Source organism: Agrobacterium sp. LY4 (assembly GCF_001526585.1).
Lineage (GTDB): Bacteria > Pseudomonadota > Alphaproteobacteria > Rhizobiales > Rhizobiaceae > Agrobacterium > Agrobacterium leguminum.
Window position 1 is genome coordinate 20428 of the sequence record NZ_ASYA01000054.1, and the last position, 15248, is coordinate 35675.

Consider the following 15248-nt stretch of genomic DNA (forward strand, 5'->3'; position numbering starts at 1 on the left):
TGACGCCGCCCCCTCATCCCGCTGCCGCGGACTTCTCCCCCTCGGGGAGAAGAAGCAAGGGGAGCGCGCTCGCTCCGCGATGTATGTCACTGCTGCGGCTGTATACCCTTCAATGCCGGGTTCTTCAGGTCGATCCGGCCCGTCTGGTCGGGCAGGAATTTCGGGCCTATGACGCGGACGCGGCTATCGTTCGGGTCATAGTCGCGTTCGGGAACGGGCTGTTCCGGCGGCTTGGCAGCCTGTTGCTGTTCGGTGGGTTTTTCAGCCTTGTCACCTTGCGGTGATGGAATGGTGGTGATGCCGGAATAGGGTTTTTCGGGCTGCGGCCGGGCGGCCTCTTCCTGCTTTTGCATTTCATTGTGATAGGCGGCCATGTTGCAGGCGCAGCCCGGCGCTTTTGCTGTGGCGTTCCTGTAAGCGAAGGCGGTTGGCAGCTCTCTGTAGGGTTTGCCTGTTTCCGCCGAAACCATATCGGCGGTTTCCTGATCCGTCATGGAGTGGAAATAAAGCTCCGTCTCGGTGCCCGGACACATTTTCTCGCACTGCTCCGCCTGGGCGCGGAAATCGAGCGGCGAGGCATTGGAAGCGATGGGGAAAAACGAGCCGTCGCAGGTGCGCACGCAGAGTGTGCGAAGCCCGCCCTCGGCGGCGTTGGGGTAGGGCGAAAGCCCCGCCTGTCCCGGCTCGTCGCCGTTCTGCGGGCCATTCTGCCGAAAAGCGTCGGGATAACGCGTTACATCCGGAGGCGGCGGCAATTGCGTTTCCGTTTGCGGCAGGGTGTTGCAGCCATTGGCATCGAGGGCGGCAAGAATGCGCTGACGCCTGATGTCGCCGTCGTCGCTACGCGCTGCCGCCATGGCGTCGTCGCGGTCACGGATGATGGCGTCGCGCTCGCTTTCTGCTTCCGCCAGCGCATCGCCGATTTCGGCGCAGATACCGGCATTGGGATTGCCGTAGACGATGACGCTGCCGGATGAGCAGCCATAGCCGCGCAAGTCGTTCCTGATCTTGCGGATGACGATATTCTGGCGGGCGAGCGCATTGGCGTAACGCCGCACCTCGGCCGTATTGCCGATGACGCGGGGCGGCTCGCGCAATTGCGCATAAAGCATATCGCAGACCTGATCCGCGAAAGCGGCGGCCGGGGCGACGAAAACAAGGGGAAGCAGGAGGCCGATGATGCGGCTGCGGCGGGTCAATTGTTCGATCCGTTCGATGTCCCCGGCCGGTGGCAGGGGCGTTATACTTCACGAAATCCGTGTTTCGGGAAGATAACATAAGCTGTTGCCGCAAGGCGGCAACAGCCTGTTCAAAATTGCGTTAATAGGGCCTCTATCACACCGAAGGATGCGAGGCCTGCACGACGGCAAAGGCCGCCATGTTGACGACGCCGCGCGAGGTGACGCTGGGCGACAGGATATGGGCGGGCAGGGCCGTGCCGAGCAGGATCGGGCCGACATGCAGGCCTTCCGTCAAGGTGCGGGTGACACCGAGCGTGATGTTGGCGGCATCGAGGTTCGGGAAGACCAGCAGGTTTGCTTCGCCGGTCAGCACACTGTTCGGCATGGCGCGCTTGCGCAGCGCTTCCGAAAGGGCCGAACCGCCCTGCATTTCGCCATCCACTTCCAGTTCCGGTGCGGCTTCCTGCACGATCTTCAGGGCGCGGCGCATCTTGCGGGCGCTTTCGGAATCGCGCGAACCGAAATTGGAATGGCTGGCGAGGGCGATCTTCGGCGTGATGCCGAAGCGGCGGATTTCCTTGGCCGCGAGAATGGCCATTTCCGCCACTTCCTCGGAGGTCGGGTCGTAATTCACGAAAGTGTCGGTCAGGAACAGCGCGCCCTGCTGGGTGATGAGCAGGCTGAGGCCGGCGAAGGAACGCACGCCTTCCTGCTTGCCGATGATCTGGTTCACGTCGCGCAGATGGCGGTCGTAACGGCCTTCGAGGCCGCAGATCAGCGCATCCGCTTCGCCGCGCTTCACCGACAGCGCGCCGATGACGGTCGTGTTGGTGCGTACGATGGTGCGGGCTGCTTCCGGGTTGATGCCGACGCGGCCGACAAGGGCGAAATAGTCATCGACATAGTCGCGGTAGCGCGGATCGTCTTCCGGGTTGACCACGGCGAAATCCGTATGCGGGCGGATGCGCAGGCCGAAGCGCTTCAGGCGCGTTTCGATAATCTGCGGACGGCCGATGAGGATCGGGATGCCGGTGCCTTCTTCCAGCAGCACCTGGGCGGCGCGCAGCACGCGCTCGTCTTCGCCTTCGGCAAAGATGATGCGCTTCTTTTCGGCGGCTTTCGCGGCATTGAAGACCGGCTTCATGATGAAGCCCGAGCGCCAGACGAAACGGTTGAGCTGATCGAGATAGGCTTCGAAATCGGTGATCGGCCGGGCGGCGACGCCGCTTGCGGCGGCAGCGCGGGCAACCGCCGGCGCAATGCGCAGGATGAGGCGCGGATCGAAAGGCGAGGGGATGAGGTAGTTCGGGCCGAAGACCGGCGTTTCGCCGCTATAGGCCTTTGCGGCCACTTCGGAGACTTCCTCCCGCGCGAGTTCGGCGATGGCCTGCACGGCGGCCATCTTCATTTCCTCGTTGATCGTGGTCGCGCCGCAATCGAGCGCGCCGCGGAAGATATAGGGGAAGCAGAGAACGTTGTTGACCTGGTTCGGGAAATCCGAGCGGCCGGTGCAGATCATCGCATCCGGACGGGCCGCACGCGCCGCCTCCGGCATGATTTCCGGATTGGGGTTGGCAAGCGCCAGGATCAGCGGGTTTTCCGCCATGCGCTCCAAGAGTTCCGGCTTCAGCACGCCGGCGGCGGAAAGGCCGAGGAAGACGTCGGCGCCGTCGATGGTTTCGGCCAGGACGCGCTTGTCGGTCTTCTGGGCGTAAACTTCCTTCCACTCGTCCATCAGCGTGTTGCGGCCGTCATAAACGAGGCCTTCGATGTCGTGGACCCAGATGTTTTCTTTCTTCGCGCCCATGGCGACGAGGAGGTTGAGGCAGGCAAGCGCCGCCGCACCTGCACCCGAGGCGACGATCTTGACGCTCGAGAGCGATTTTCCGGCGAGTTCCAACGCATTGGTGACGGCGGCGGCGACGATGATCGCGGTGCCGTGCTGGTCATCGTGGAAGACCGGGATATTCATCTTTTCGCGCAGCTGACGTTCCACCTCGAAACATTCCGGCGCCTTGATGTCCTCAAGGTTGATGCCGCCGAAGGTGGGCTCCAGCGCTGCGATGGTGGAGACCATGTCGTTGATGCCGGGCGCATCGATTTCGATATCGAAGACGTCAATGCCGGCGAATTTCTTGAAGAGAACGGCCTTGCCTTCCATCACCGGCTTGGAAGCGAGCGGGCCGATATTGCCGAGGCCGAGCACCGCCGTGCCGTTGGAAATGACGGCGACAAGGTTTGCGCGGGCGGTATATTCCGCCGCCGTTTCCGGATTTTCATGGATGGCGAGGCAGGGGGCGGCAACACCCGGCGAATAGGCCAGCGCCAGATCGCGCTGGTTGCCGAGCGGTTTGGTGGCCTGGATTTCCAGCTTGCCGGGGCGCGGATAGCGGTGGAAAAAGAGCGCCTGTTCCTCGATGTCGGCCTTTGCCGTGTTGGCGGGCGTGTTGTTCTTATCGTGAGAGGTCATTCTTCCACCGTCATGTCTGGTTCAATTCCGGACCCCTGAATACAACAAACTTCCCCGTGGTACAGCCGTTATTTGACCGCACCTTATGCAAATGCGGCCATGGCTTATTCGCGTTTTCGTGAAGGCTTTCGTCATATTCCCTATAAAAACCGACGTCTGTCATGTTGCTGAAACACGAGTCTGGTTCTGAGAGGTAAGAAAGCCGCAGGGACGCAACCGAACAGGGGGATGAAATCCGTGGCCGGTCAAATCGAAACCAGACAGTTCAGAACGCTTTTCATTTCGGATGTTCATCTTGGCTCCAAGGCGGCCAAGACGGACTATCTGCTCGACTTCCTGAAACATCACGAGGCCGAGACGATCATTCTCGTCGGCGACATCGTCGACGGCTGGCGTCTGCGCCGCAGCTGGTACTGGCCGCAGGGCTGCAACGACGTGGTGCAGAAGCTTCTGCGCAAGGCCCGCAAGGGAACGCGCATCGTCTATATTCCCGGCAATCACGATGAATTCCTGCGGGAATTTCCCGGCATGCATTTCGGCGGCATCGAAGTGGCCGAACGCATGATCCATGAGGCGGCCGACGGCAAGAAGTATCTCATCATCCATGGCGACGAGTTCGACGTGGTGGTGCGCAACGCCCGCCTGCTCGCCTATCTCGGCGACTGGGCCTATGATGCGGCGATTGCGCTCAACATCGCCATCGCCGCCGTGCGCCGCCGCATCGGCCTGCCTTACTGGTCGTTTTCGGCCTGGGCCAAGCTTCAGGTCAAGCACGCCGTCAACTTCATCGGCGAATTCCAGCGCGTGGTGGCCGAAGAGGCGCGCCGCAACAATGTCGACGGCGTCATCTGTGGCCACATTCACCATGCGGTGATGGAAGACATGGACGGCATCCGCTACATCAACACCGGCGACTGGGTGGAAAGCTGCACGGCGATTGCCGAAAACGCCGATGGCAGCTTCGAGCTGATCACCTGGATGCAGACGAGCGACGTTACCGCCGAGCAGGCATCGGACGAGATGGAGCCGGTGGATATTCCGGGGCTGATCGGGAAGCACGCGGCCTGAATTGGGGCGTTTGACGGGCGCTGACGATAGGCTCGTATGGAATGCCGCATTCGATGAGTGGCAATATCCGCACACCGTCATCCCGGCCTTGAGCCGGGATCCAGCGCGATCAAGTCTTTGATCGCGTAAGACTCTTCTCACCGCGCAGACGCGCCGTGGCTGGATGCCGGATCAGGTCCGGCATGACGGAGGAGAGGTTCTAAAATCTTCCCTGTGACTCTTTGAGTAAGGCATGCGGAAGATACCGCCTTGGCGCGCGGTGCCTGAGCGAGACTTCTGCAATTCCGGCGGGGCCGGATAACCACGCCTTCCTCATAGACGAGCCCTTCCGTCATTTAAGGCGAGCGGGTGCGTTTTTTCGCCTTCTCCCCGCCGGGGAGAAGGTCGCGGCAGCGGGATGAGGGGGCAAGCTCTCGGCCCATCGTTGACCTCTCCCCCTCATCCGACCCTTCGGGCCACCTTCTCCCCGGCGGGGAGAAGAAACAAGGGGCGACGTTGTGGATCACTTTGTCTCACTGCTTCCAATACCAGCGACTTACCCCCACAGTTCCGGCCGCGCCGGATAAACCAGCGAACCCTCATAAACCAGTCCCGGCTCACGATCCTGCGCCAACAACAGCGGTCCGTCGAGATCGGCAAAGGCTGTACCCTGCGCCGCCAGCACGGCCGGCGCCATGCCGAGCGAGGTGCCGAGCATGCAGCCGACCATGATGGTGAAGCCGAGCCTTTCGGCCTCGGCCTTCATGATGAGCGCTTCGGTCAGGCCACCGGTCTTGTCGAGCTTGATGTTGATCGCATCGTAACGGTCGCGCAGGGCGGCGAGGTCGCGGGTGGAATGCACGCTTTCATCGGCGCAGATCAGCACCGGATGGTCGATGCGGGCGAGGATGTCATCCTTGCCGGCGGGTAGCGGCTGCTCGATCAGCGATATCTTCAGCTCTGCCGCAAGTCTCAGATAATATTCGATATTATAATCGTTCCAGCCCTCATTGGCGTCGATGATGATGCGCGCTTCAGGTGCGGCGGCGCGCACGGCCCTTAGACGCGCTTCGTCGTCCGCCGTGCCGGTCTTGATTTTCAGCAGCGGGCGGCCTGCGTTTTCCGCCGTCTTTGCGGCCATGGTCTCGGGATCGGCAAGTGAGATGGTGTAGGCTGTGACGAGCGGCTTTGCCGCCTGTCCGAGGATGCGCTCGGCAACGGTTTTGCCGCTGATCTTGGCTTCGAGGTCCCACAGCGCGCAATCGACCGCATTGCGGGCGGCGCCGGGTTGCATCGCCTGCTGCAGTTCCTGCCGTGTCACGCCGCCGGCGATCTGCTGCGCCATCGCCTCGATATCGGCGATGACGCCTTCGATGCTTTCGCCATAACGCGGATAGGGCACACATTCGCCAATGCCGGTAAAGGAACCATCGCGGATGGTGCACGTTACGACATCCGCATGCGTGCGGGTGCCGCGTGAAATGGTGAAGCTGCCGGCGACGGGAAAACGTTCTGTTGTGGCTTGAAGGTAACGGGGCATGTTTTTTCACTTCCGATTGGGCGGCAAAAGACACATGACGCCAAATTTATCACGAATTGTCGGCCGTCACTGTGGCTTGCCGGAGGCCAAAACGTTATGAAACCTTTAAGAATCTCGTGACGGCTGCACTCGCTCGGAGCATTATGCAAGAACAGGACACACGGCAACAGGCGAACCCGGCCGCAATCACCGAAGACGATAACGTCTCCGGCGGCGGCTTGCGTTTTGTCATGAGCGGTTCCTGGCGCAACAGCAATCTCGCCGGTGTTTTCCCCAGTCTTGAAAAGATCGAAAAGAGCAAATCCGCCGGCCCGGTGGAGATCGATCTTTCTTCCGTCGAGGCCATCGATACGACCGGCGCATGGATCATCCAGCGCCTGCGCAAGGACCTCGAGGCAAATGGCGCCACCGTCACCGTGACGGGCAATGACCGTATCGAAGAGGTCATCGGCCAATTGCCCGAAAAGGTGGAGATGGAGGGCGAAGCCGCTGCGAAGGCGGGGCTCGCCGAACGTATTTTTGCGCCCATCGGCAAGGCCGTCATCCAGAACGGCGCGGATTTCCTGGCGGGCATGTATATTCTCGGCTCGGCCGTGCGCGGCGCGCAGATGAAGCTCGGGCGCGGGCGCGGCGTCTCGCCGGCGGCGATCGTCAACCAGATCGACCATATGGGCGTGCGCGCCGTGCCGATCATCATGCTGATGTCGTTCCTGATCGGTGCGATCATCGCGCAGCAGGGCGCGTTCCAGCTCCGTTATTTCGGTGCGGAAGTCTTCGTTGTCGATCTCGTCGGCATTCTGCAATTGCGCGAAATTGGTGTGCTTCTGACCGCGATCATGATCGCCGGCCGTTCCGGCAGTGCGATCACGGCGGAAATCGGCTCCATGAAGATGCGCGAGGAAATCGACGCGCTGAAGGTGATCGGCCTCAACCCCGTGGGTGTTTTGGTGTTTCCGCGGCTGGTGGCGCTCACCATCGCGCTGCCGCTTTTGACCATTCTCGCCAATTTCGCAGCACTTTTCGGTGCGGCCATCGTGGCGCTGCTTTATTCCGGCATCACGTTTGAGGTGTTCCTGTCGCGCCTGCATGGCGCTGTCGAGGAATCGACCATTGCCGCCGGCATGATCAAGGCGCCGTTCATGGCGCTCATCATCGGCATCGTCGCGGCAGTAGAGGGCATGAAGGTGGGCGGCTCGGCCGAATCGCTCGGCCAGCACGTCACCTCCTCGGTGGTGAAGTCGATCTTCGTCGTCATTCTGGTGGATGGCCTTTTCGCCATCTTCTACGCAGCCATCGATTTTTAGGGAGGGCGCGTTGGAGAAACTGGATCAGAAACCGCAGGAGACCAGAACCGGTAAAGACGGCCGCGAGGTGGTGCTTTCCGTCGAGGGCGTGACCGTCGGTTTTAACGGCCGCAACGTACTCGAAAATCTCGATCTCGATGTCTATCGCGGTGAAATCCTCGGTTTCATCGGCCCCTCCGGTGCCGGCAAATCCGTGTTGATGCGCGCGATCTTGCGGCTCCTGCCGCGGCAGGCAGGCGCGATCCGCATTCTCGGCACCGATTACGACAAGGCGAGCGAAGACGACCGCATGATGCTCGACCAGCGGCTTGGCGTGCTGTTCCAGCAGGGGGCGCTGTTTTCCGGCCTGACGGTGAAGGAAAACATCCAGCTGCCGATGCGCGAATATCTCGACCTGCCGAAGAAGTTGATGGACGAGCTTGCCTATCTGAAAATCGAGATGGTGGGGCTGAAGCCCGATGCGGGCGACAAGTATCCTTCCGAGCTTTCCGGCGGCATGATCAAGCGCGCAGCGCTTGCCCGCGCGCTGTCGCTCGATCCCGACCTCGTCTTCCTCGATGAGCCGACGTCCGGCCTCGATCCCATCGGGGCGGCGGAATTTGATATGCTGATTGCGCGCTTGCGCGATTCGCTCGGCCTGACCGTTTATATGGTGACGCACGACCTCGACAGCCTCTTCTCCGTCTGTGACCGCATTGCGGTGCTGGGCCAGAAGAAAGTGCTGGTGGAAGGGACATTGCAGGACATGTTCGCCTGCGACGACCCATGGGTGCAGTCCTATTTCCGCGGCAAACGGGCGCGCTCTGTCGTTCTTCCGGACGGCAGACACGAAAATCCGGTGGAGTAACAAGAAGCATGGAAACCAAGGCGAACTACACCATAGTCGGAATTTTCACGCTGATCGTGATCGCCGCCGCATTCGGCTTCGTTTACTGGATGGCGGAATTCGGTCGTGGCGGCCCGACGGCCCAGCTCGTCGTGCGTATTCCCGGCTCCGCGAACGGTCTTTCCGTCGGTTCTCCCGTGCGTTTCAACGGTATTCCGGTCGGCACCGTGCGCGGCCTTGCCATTGACCGCGATGATCCGGCCTATTCCATCGCCTTTACCGAAGTGCAGGCCGATGCCCCGGTTTTCCCGTCCACCCGCGCCGTGCTTGAAATTCAGGGCCTGACGGGTGCTGCCTATATCGAGCTTTCCGGTGGCAACAAGGATGGCGAGCGCATTCTGCAGAAGGCTGTCGAAAGCGGGGTTCCGGCCGAACTGACGGCCGATCTTTCCAGCGTCACTAACCTGCTCGCCACGGCCGATAAAATCCTGAAACGCGCCGATGGCGCCATCGGTGAATTGCAGGGTTTCGTGCAGGATGCGCGTGGCCCGCTGACGCAGACGGTGCGCAATGCCGAGAAATTCTCCGATGCGCTGGCGGCCAATTCCGACGGCATCAAGAATTTCATCGCCAGCCTCAGCTCGCTTTCCACCACGGTGCAGTCGGTCTCGGTCCGTCTCGACGGCACGCTGACCGCCATCGAGGATCTGGTGAAGGCGGTGGATGCTGGCAAGATCGATTCCATCCTGTCGAATGTCGACAAGGTGACGAAGGATGTCGCTTCCGCTTCCAGCGACATTCAGGGCATCATGGAGACGGTGCAGAGCACGGCGCGCAATTTCGAAGCGGCGAGCACGGAAGTGCAGACCGTGGTGAAGCGCGCGGATGAGCTTCTCGCCTCCGTCGATCCCGCCAAGGTGGGCACCGTGGTTGATGACGTTTCCTCTGCGACCGCCGATGCGCGCGATGCCGTGGCGAACTTCAAACGCATCGCCGACGATGTCGGCGCCCGTCGCGCCGATATAGACCAGGCGGTTTCCGACTTCACAGAAATGGGCCGCAAGCTGAACCTTGCCTCCAGCCGCGTCGACGGTATTCTCGCCAAGGTGGACGGCATGCTCGGCACCGATGACGCCAATTCGCTGTTTGCCAAGGCGCGTGAAACGCTGACCTCCTTCAAGGCGGTGGCCGACAATCTCAATGCCCGTATCGGGCCGATTGCCGACAATCTGACCCGTTTCTCCAGCTCGGGCCTGAAGGATTTCCAGGCGCTGATCGGCAGCACGCGGGTCACGGTCGACAATCTCAACAATGCCATCACCAATATCGACCGCGATCCGCAGCGGTTGATTTTCGGCGGCGAAACCGTGAAACAATATGATGGCAGAACAAGGCGCTAAGAGGGGTATGGGCCAATGACACGATTGATGAACGGCCGTCAGCGCCGCGCCCTCATTCTGGCTCCGCTGTTTGCCACCTTGATGGCGGGCTGCGCGGGTGCGCCGAAGAACGATACTTTCGATCTCTCCGTCTCTTCGGCGGCGGTGGCGCAAGGACCTTCGCTGAAAAGCCGGCAATTGCTGATCGCCGATCCGACCGCCCTGAAGGCGCTCGACAGCGAAAACATCGTGGTGCGCCTTTCCGGCTCGGAGGTGCAATATCTCGGCAACTCGCAATGGAGCGACCGCCTGCCGCGCATGGTGCAATCCAAGCTGGTGGAAGCCTTCGAGGATACCGGCAAGCTCGGCGGCGTCGGCCGGCCGGGGCAGGGGCTGGCAATCGACTATCAGGTCGTGACCGATATTCGCGCCTTCGAAATCGATACGGTGAAGAATATCGCCAATATCGAGATGTCGGTGAAACTGCTGAATGACCGCAACGGCACGGTGAAGGCGCAGGACGTGTTCCGCGCCAGCGCCCGCGTCAGCGGTTCCGGCAACGCGAATTTCGTGAAGGCGCTGGATCAGGCCTTTGCCGCCGCCACGCGCGACATCGTGGCCTGGACGCTGAAATCGCTTTAAGCGTTCGGCGTTATTGCCGTCACAGGAAACCGCTTTATGTTCGCGTAGCGCCGGTCACCGATCGGCCTATGCATAATGGTCCCGATCCGTGAGCCCGATCCGTGAGTTGGTGATGCGATTTCTGCTGCTGCTTTGCCTTATCTTTTCCGCCCTGTCTGGAACGGGCGCCGCCATGGCGGCCGGTCTCCGGCTGATCGACATTCCAGCCGCGAATGGCAAAGCTGCCATGAAGGCTGCGGTTTGGTCGCCCTGCGCGGCCGCGCCGGAAGAGGTCAGGATCGGTCCCTTCCTTTTGCCGGCCGTGCGCGATTGCCCTGTTCCTGAAGGGAAATATCCGCTCATCGTCATCTCCCATGGCTTTGGCGGCACCTATTTCAGCCATCGGGACACGGCGGCGGCGCTGGCGGATGCCGGCTTCATTGTTGCGGCGATCAATCACCCCGGAGACAATGCGCTTGAAATGAAGAAGGCCGGAGAGCTTTCCGCGCTGACGGGCCGTCCGGCGGATATTGCCCGGTTGCTCGATCATCTGCTTGAAGGTTTTAGCGAAGCCGGTTCCATCGATGCCGGACGGATCGGCGTCTTCGGATTTTCGCGCGGCGGTTATACCGCGCTGGTACTTGCCGGCGGCACGCCTGATTTTGCCAATGCCGGGCTGCCCTGTCCCGACCCGCAGGCGCCGATTTGCACGCAGATGCGGCAGAAGACGACATTGCCGCAGCATGGCGGTCAGGATGCGCGGATAAAGGCCGTGGTTGCCGCCGACCCGTTGAATGCCTTTCCCGGCGCTGGCGACCTGAAGAATATCACGATCCCCGTCCAGCTCTGGAGTTCGGAACGCGGCGGTGATGGTGTCGCGCCGCAGGATGTTGCAAGGCTGCGCGACGATCTGCCGGTGAAGCCGGATTATCGGATGGTAAAAGGGGCGGGGCACTTTTCCTTTATCGCCCCTTGCCCCGCCGAGATGGAAAAGGCCGTGCCCCAGATTTGCAGCGATGCGGCGGGTTTCGACCGGGCGGGGTTTCACCGCAGCTTCAACGCCGAGGTGGTCAGCTTCTTCAAGGCGTCGCTGCGCTGACGTTTTTCCTTTCCGCGCCGGTCAGGCGGCGTCCTGCTGCGACTTCCATTCCGGCAGGGGGAAAACCCGGTCGTAGCTCCAGTTGAAGACGAAAGCATAGACCACGTAAAACAGCGCAAACGAGATATCCATCACCAGCGCGTGGGCAAGGCTGATATTCAGATACCAGGCGATGAAGGGCATCAGCACGATCAGCAGACCGAGTTCGAACAGCACGGCATGGGCGACCCGAAGGGCGGGCGTCTTCAGCGTCGTGCCTTTCAGCCGCTGCATGACGTGGTCGAAACCGAGATTGTAGACATAGTTCCAGACCGTCGCCAGCGTGGCGCTGACGATGCCGACAATGCCGATATCTTCCATCGGCATGCCAAACAGCAGCGCACCGAGCGGAATGATGAGCAGGAGGCCGATGATTTCGAAGCTGAGGGCGTGGCGGATACGATCTTGCAGGGAACGCATTTCATTCTCCGGTATGTGACCGGGCCGTCCCGCATGCTGTCGCCGATGTGGCCGAGGTCGTCCTCGCGCTGAGGCATATAGAGATTTTGGGCGAATTTTTCAAGCGCGGGCGTTGAGGACAGTCGATGTCACGGGGAGGGCGCCACTTGTTTCTTCTCCCCGCCGGGGAGAAGTCCGCGGCAGCGGGATGAGGGGGCACGTTCTCCGCATATCTCTGCGCTTGCCCCCTCATCCGACCCTTCGGGCCACCTTCTCCCCGGCGGGGAGAAGAAACACGCGGCAGCACCTTGTCTTCTCGCTTGACCGTTGTTTCGCGTGAGCACGGAACAAGACCGGCGCATTTTCGTTATTGCTTATGGAAGGAGGCGTGCCATGCAGCAGAATTTCTCTGAGGGGAGAACGATAAGGCCGCCAACACGGCGAAGGTTTCGACTTACACGCCAAGCCTCATTTCCCTTAAGGGAAGTTATGTGGCGATGATATTTCGCAGACCGCTTTGCCGAAATCCGCTGGATGTGCGGAAGAAATAAGGGCTAATGCATTTGCCTGTTGCCTGCCCCCGCACATCGATGACGACGACTGCCGAAATGATGATGAGCTTTAGATGTCTCTAAAGTGTGATTTTCAATCCGGCCCGTCTCCACCTAGACTGGAGATCGCCACCAGAGCGAAGGGAGAATGACATGAAATCAGTTCTCATTATCGCCGCTGTCTTTGGTTTTTCCGCCAGTGCAGCGCTTGCGGAATGCGCAGGTCATCAACAGATCAACGCTTCCGTTCCTGCCGTAGACCGTGAATTCAAAACCGCAAGCATCGTTCCGCCGACAGATCCGGTGGAAAAGCCAGTCGTCATCCTGAAAAAGACCGACCGCCTTCCTGCGACGGTTGCGACGACCGGTGAACCAGAAGCCGCAATGCAACGCATGCAATAAACAGGAACAACAACCTCTTCATTCTAAAAATCCCGTGCGTGAGGTGATCCGCACGGGATTTTGCTTTCAGGAGGAAGGCGGGCAACCTTCGCTTTCACAGCGCCTCGCTTGCCGGTTCTTTGCATCAGCGACTAGAGCATTTCCAGTAAAAGTGCGAAGCGGTTTTACGTCCGGAAAATGCGTAAAAACAAAGAGGTAGAGTACTTCACCGATTCCGTTCAAACCGGGCGTGTTCTAGCTATCGAGTTTCAGCGATAGCTGTTTTGGCCCTTCGTTCTTTTTGAGCACGTAAAGCGGCCGGGTGATGATGACTTCCGTTCGCCGTTGCAGCTCGCGCCGCCGCTCGAGCGCGCGTTCGCGCATATCGCGGGAGCGGGCGACAACGGAGAGGGCATTTTCTATGGCTGCGTCTGCTGTGTTCATCGCTGACCTCCATAATGTTCACTTTATGTTCTCATTATTGGTGGCTTGTGTCAACACTATGGCAGGGTTGCCGGCAGGCGGTTTGGCGCCCGGCACAATGAACGGACGGGCGCGCAACAGGCTGCGTCGGGTGCGCGAGGGATCGGCTTTGCCCACACGTCGACCTTTCACAGCACGAACCTGTTCCGGCAGTGTCGACAGGGACACTCCGGACCTGCTGTGTTGATTTTTGGGATGATGTTTCGATGACGCCGGCGCTGATCCGCCGGCTTGAGGAGGGTATCAGGAGAGGGGGCGTTGATCCGGCGCGGGAGCGCCGCCGGCGGACAATAGATCGGTGAGATGCTCGCTGGCGAGCGCGACGATGGCAAGGGCGGCCTGCTGGCGGTTCCAGCCGGCATGTTCCGCTTTTTCGATCAGCCCGTGAATGGAAGGTTCCAGCGCGAACTGGCACTCGGCCTGATAGTCCATGGTGTCGATCGAAAGCGACGGGGAATTGATTGCGGCCCGCATCCTTTGGTCTCCCTGTTTTTCGTCATGTCCACATACGCGAGACGCAAATCGGAACATGCACATTCAGAGGCCGGTGATATCGGGTATGCTCATGAGGCCCGCATATCACTGGCAGCGAATCCCCCAGCAGGCGGACGTTAGCGGCAAGTCTTGATCGCTGTCAACGCGTGCGCGGCGGCGATGACGTCGCCATCTTCGTTTTCAGAGCCTTCCGTTCCGGAAAGGCTTTCGCCGCCAGATCAGCAGCGCCATCACATAAAGCGCAAAAAGCACGAACCATGTGACGGGCAGTACCATGAAAAGCGCCGCATAAGCGCAATTTCCCTCAAAACAGGAGCCGAGAAATCCGGAATCGGCAAGTGCGGCCGATAATAAAAACGCACATATCCCGCTCCCGACCGCGCCGAGAATGAAAAGCAATATGTTGATGAGCAATCTCATGGTCCCGATCATAAGGACGATTGAGACAGCTTTGGGGAAACGGGCGGTGCCGCAACGCCAATAATCATCTTTTCGGCGGCCACATGGAAAGCCGGTTGCCGCAGTTGAGCCTGCGCTCTTACGGGGAGGGTCGTGATTGCCAGGGCGTGGGGTGTATATGTCCAGACCGGCGGTTCACCTCACGCGGAGAGCTGACGGCATTATATATCTCCGTGTTTGTGGTGTCGTTTATTTGTATATCTCTGTATTTTATGTTTCTAAATTCGGATTTGCTTGATGATTTTGATGTAAATCGTAATAATTTTCTTTATTCTGTAATTTATTTTAATTTAAAGTTGTTTTACTTTTGGTTTTTATTGATATGTTTAGGCTTGCTGCGATCGTGAAACTTAAGAGCGGGCGAAGCCCGGCAATGCTGCGCTTAATTCTTATTGACGAAATTGATTTCAAGAAACGGTGACTGTCGGTCTGTCCAGGCAGGCGGATCTGGCTTCGGTAGAGGGTATTGATTTGATCCCGTATTGGTTTCCATTCGCCAGCGCGTTCAGGCTGTCAGGCCTCGCGGCGCTGGTCCTGTTGTCCGCCGGTTTTTCGACGCAGGCCTCAGGCCAGTCGCGGGTCTGCAACGATCCCACGCCGGCCGGCAATATCGATGAAATGTTCGATGCGATCTATGCCTGCTGGGTGCCGCCGGAAGACACTGCGGGGCTTGTCGTGACATTGCAGTTCATTCTGCACAAGGACGGACAGATAAGGGGCAAGGTGGTGGTCACCGCCGCGCGCCCACAGGAAGACAGCCCGAGGCGCAAGGCCTTCATCGATTCCGCCATCGAGGCGGTCAAACGGGCGGCACCTGTACCTTTCACCGAGCAATTTGGAAGCCGTATCGCGGGGCGGCCGCTGGCGCCGCGTTTTGTCGGGGCAGACATCAAGGCGCCGGAAACGGAATTATAGGCGTTGACACCGGCCCGACCCGTTGGCGCAGACGCGCGTTGCAGGTGACGAGGGCGGCT

General features: G+C 60.1%; 15 protein-coding genes. 8 read left to right on the forward strand and 7 right to left on the reverse strand.

Annotated elements, in window-relative coordinates; genetic code table 11:
- Nucleotides 1-86: 86 nt before the first annotated feature.
- Both L904_RS25545 and L904_RS25550 read right to left on the reverse strand, forming a co-directional pair.
- Entirely contained in the window at nucleotides 87-1199 is a 1113-nt protein-coding gene (locus tag L904_RS25545; protein WP_031233649.1) for a DUF2865 domain-containing protein, read from the reverse strand.
- Between the two features lie 136 nt (nucleotides 1200-1335).
- Complete coding sequence (locus tag L904_RS25550; protein WP_020809546.1) at nucleotides 1336-3651, reverse strand: NADP-dependent malic enzyme; 2316 nt, start codon at nucleotides 3649-3651, stop codon at nucleotides 1336-1338.
- Nucleotides 3652-3879: 228 nt separating this feature from the next.
- On the opposite strand from L904_RS25550, the gene L904_RS25555 reads away from it, so the two are divergent.
- Nucleotides 3880-4719 (forward strand): UDP-2,3-diacylglucosamine diphosphatase, encoded by an 840-nt coding sequence (locus L904_RS25555; RefSeq protein ID WP_004433026.1) that lies wholly within the window; start codon nucleotides 3880-3882, stop codon nucleotides 4717-4719.
- 535 nt (nucleotides 4720-5254) lie between these two features.
- Here the strand turns inward: L904_RS25555 and dgcA are convergent.
- Complete coding sequence (dgcA, locus tag L904_RS25560) at nucleotides 5255-6238, reverse strand: N-acetyl-D-Glu racemase DgcA (protein ID WP_035260342.1); 984 nt, start codon at nucleotides 6236-6238, stop codon at nucleotides 5255-5257.
- Between the two features lie 143 nt (nucleotides 6239-6381).
- Here dgcA and L904_RS25565 point away from each other — a divergent pair, with 143 nt between their 5' ends.
- The 5 genes from L904_RS25565 (at nucleotide 6382) to L904_RS25585 (ending at nucleotide 11467) form a co-directional block, all read left to right on the forward strand.
- Nucleotides 6382-7542: an ABC transporter permease gene (locus tag L904_RS25565; protein WP_020810472.1), complete on the forward strand. Its 1161-nt coding sequence runs from the start codon at nucleotides 6382-6384 to the stop codon at nucleotides 7540-7542.
- 10 nt (nucleotides 7543-7552) lie between these two features.
- The gene (locus L904_RS25570; RefSeq protein WP_035223193.1) at nucleotides 7553-8389 is read left to right on the forward strand and encodes an ABC transporter ATP-binding protein; all 837 of its coding nucleotides are present in this window, start codon (nucleotides 7553-7555) and stop codon (nucleotides 8387-8389) included.
- 8 nt (nucleotides 8390-8397) lie between these two features.
- A complete protein-coding gene (locus L904_RS25575) occupies nucleotides 8398-9768 on the forward strand; it encodes an MlaD family protein (protein ID WP_020810470.1) in 1371 nt (456 codons plus the stop codon).
- Between the two features lie 15 nt (nucleotides 9769-9783).
- A complete protein-coding gene (locus L904_RS25580) occupies nucleotides 9784-10389 on the forward strand; it encodes an ABC-type transport auxiliary lipoprotein family protein (protein ID WP_020810469.1) in 606 nt (201 codons plus the stop codon).
- Between the two features lie 112 nt (nucleotides 10390-10501).
- Entirely contained in the window at nucleotides 10502-11467 is a 966-nt protein-coding gene (locus L904_RS25585; RefSeq protein WP_020810468.1) for a dienelactone hydrolase family protein, read from the forward strand.
- A 21-nt stretch (nucleotides 11468-11488) separates the two neighbouring features.
- Here the strand turns inward: L904_RS25585 and L904_RS25590 are convergent, their stop codons facing one another.
- Nucleotides 11489-11926 carry a PACE efflux transporter gene (locus L904_RS25590; RefSeq protein WP_003520624.1) on the reverse strand — a complete coding sequence of 146 codons (438 nt, stop codon included), beginning with the start codon at nucleotides 11924-11926 and terminating at the stop codon, nucleotides 11489-11491.
- A 683-nt stretch (nucleotides 11927-12609) separates the two neighbouring features.
- On the opposite strand from L904_RS25590, the gene L904_RS25595 reads away from it, so the two are divergent.
- Nucleotides 12610-12858, forward strand: coding sequence for a hypothetical protein (locus L904_RS25595; protein WP_003524756.1), 249 nt, complete (start codon nucleotides 12610-12612; stop codon nucleotides 12856-12858).
- Nucleotides 12859-13092: 234 nt separating this feature from the next.
- On the opposite strand, the gene L904_RS25600 is transcribed toward L904_RS25595, so the two are convergent.
- From L904_RS25600 to L904_RS25610, 3 genes are all read right to left on the reverse strand, one after another.
- Nucleotides 13093-13281, reverse strand: coding sequence for a hypothetical protein (locus L904_RS25600; RefSeq protein ID WP_003524758.1), 189 nt, complete (start codon nucleotides 13279-13281; stop codon nucleotides 13093-13095).
- A 282-nt stretch (nucleotides 13282-13563) separates the two neighbouring features.
- On the reverse strand, nucleotides 13564-13794 hold the full coding sequence (locus L904_RS25605) for a hypothetical protein (protein ID WP_020810466.1): 231 nt from the start codon (nucleotides 13792-13794) through the stop codon (nucleotides 13564-13566).
- 201 nt (nucleotides 13795-13995) lie between these two features.
- Nucleotides 13996-14247, reverse strand: coding sequence for a hypothetical protein (locus tag L904_RS25610; protein WP_020810465.1), 252 nt, complete (start codon nucleotides 14245-14247; stop codon nucleotides 13996-13998).
- 498 nt (nucleotides 14248-14745) lie between these two features.
- Between L904_RS25610 and L904_RS25615 the strand changes: the two genes are divergently transcribed.
- Nucleotides 14746-15189, forward strand: coding sequence for an energy transducer TonB (locus tag L904_RS25615; RefSeq protein ID WP_245267314.1), 444 nt, complete (start codon nucleotides 14746-14748; stop codon nucleotides 15187-15189).
- Nucleotides 15190-15248: the final 59 nt, after the last annotated feature.

Bases quoted from the DNA above. Each gene is read 5' to 3' on its own strand.
- L904_RS25550 (WP_020809546.1), bottom strand. From the start codon at position 3,651: ATGACCTCTCACGATAAGAACAACACGCCCGCCAACACGGCAAAGGCC.
- L904_RS25555 (WP_004433026.1), top strand. From the start codon at position 3,880: ATGAAATCCGTGGCCGGTCAAATCGAAACCAGACAGTTCAGAACGCTT.
- dgcA (WP_035260342.1), bottom strand. From the start codon at position 6,238: ATGCCCCGTTACCTTCAAGCCACAACAGAACGTTTTCCCGTCGCCGGC.
- L904_RS25565 (WP_020810472.1), top strand. From the start codon at position 6,382: ATGCAAGAACAGGACACACGGCAACAGGCGAACCCGGCCGCAATCACC.
- L904_RS25575 (WP_020810470.1), top strand. From the start codon at position 8,398: ATGGAAACCAAGGCGAACTACACCATAGTCGGAATTTTCACGCTGATC.
- L904_RS25580 (WP_020810469.1), top strand. From the start codon at position 9,784: ATGACACGATTGATGAACGGCCGTCAGCGCCGCGCCCTCATTCTGGCT.
- L904_RS25585 (WP_020810468.1), top strand. From the start codon at position 10,502: ATGCGATTTCTGCTGCTGCTTTGCCTTATCTTTTCCGCCCTGTCTGGA.
- L904_RS25590 (WP_003520624.1), bottom strand. From the start codon at position 11,926: ATGCGTTCCCTGCAAGATCGTATCCGCCACGCCCTCAGCTTCGAAATC.
- L904_RS25595 (WP_003524756.1), top strand. From the start codon at position 12,610: ATGAAATCAGTTCTCATTATCGCCGCTGTCTTTGGTTTTTCCGCCAGT.
- L904_RS25600 (WP_003524758.1), bottom strand. From the start codon at position 13,281: ATGAACACAGCAGACGCAGCCATAGAAAATGCCCTCTCCGTTGTCGCC.
- L904_RS25605 (WP_020810466.1), bottom strand. From the start codon at position 13,794: ATGCGGGCCGCAATCAATTCCCCGTCGCTTTCGATCGACACCATGGAC.
- L904_RS25610 (WP_020810465.1), bottom strand. From the start codon at position 14,247: ATGATCGGGACCATGAGATTGCTCATCAACATATTGCTTTTCATTCTC.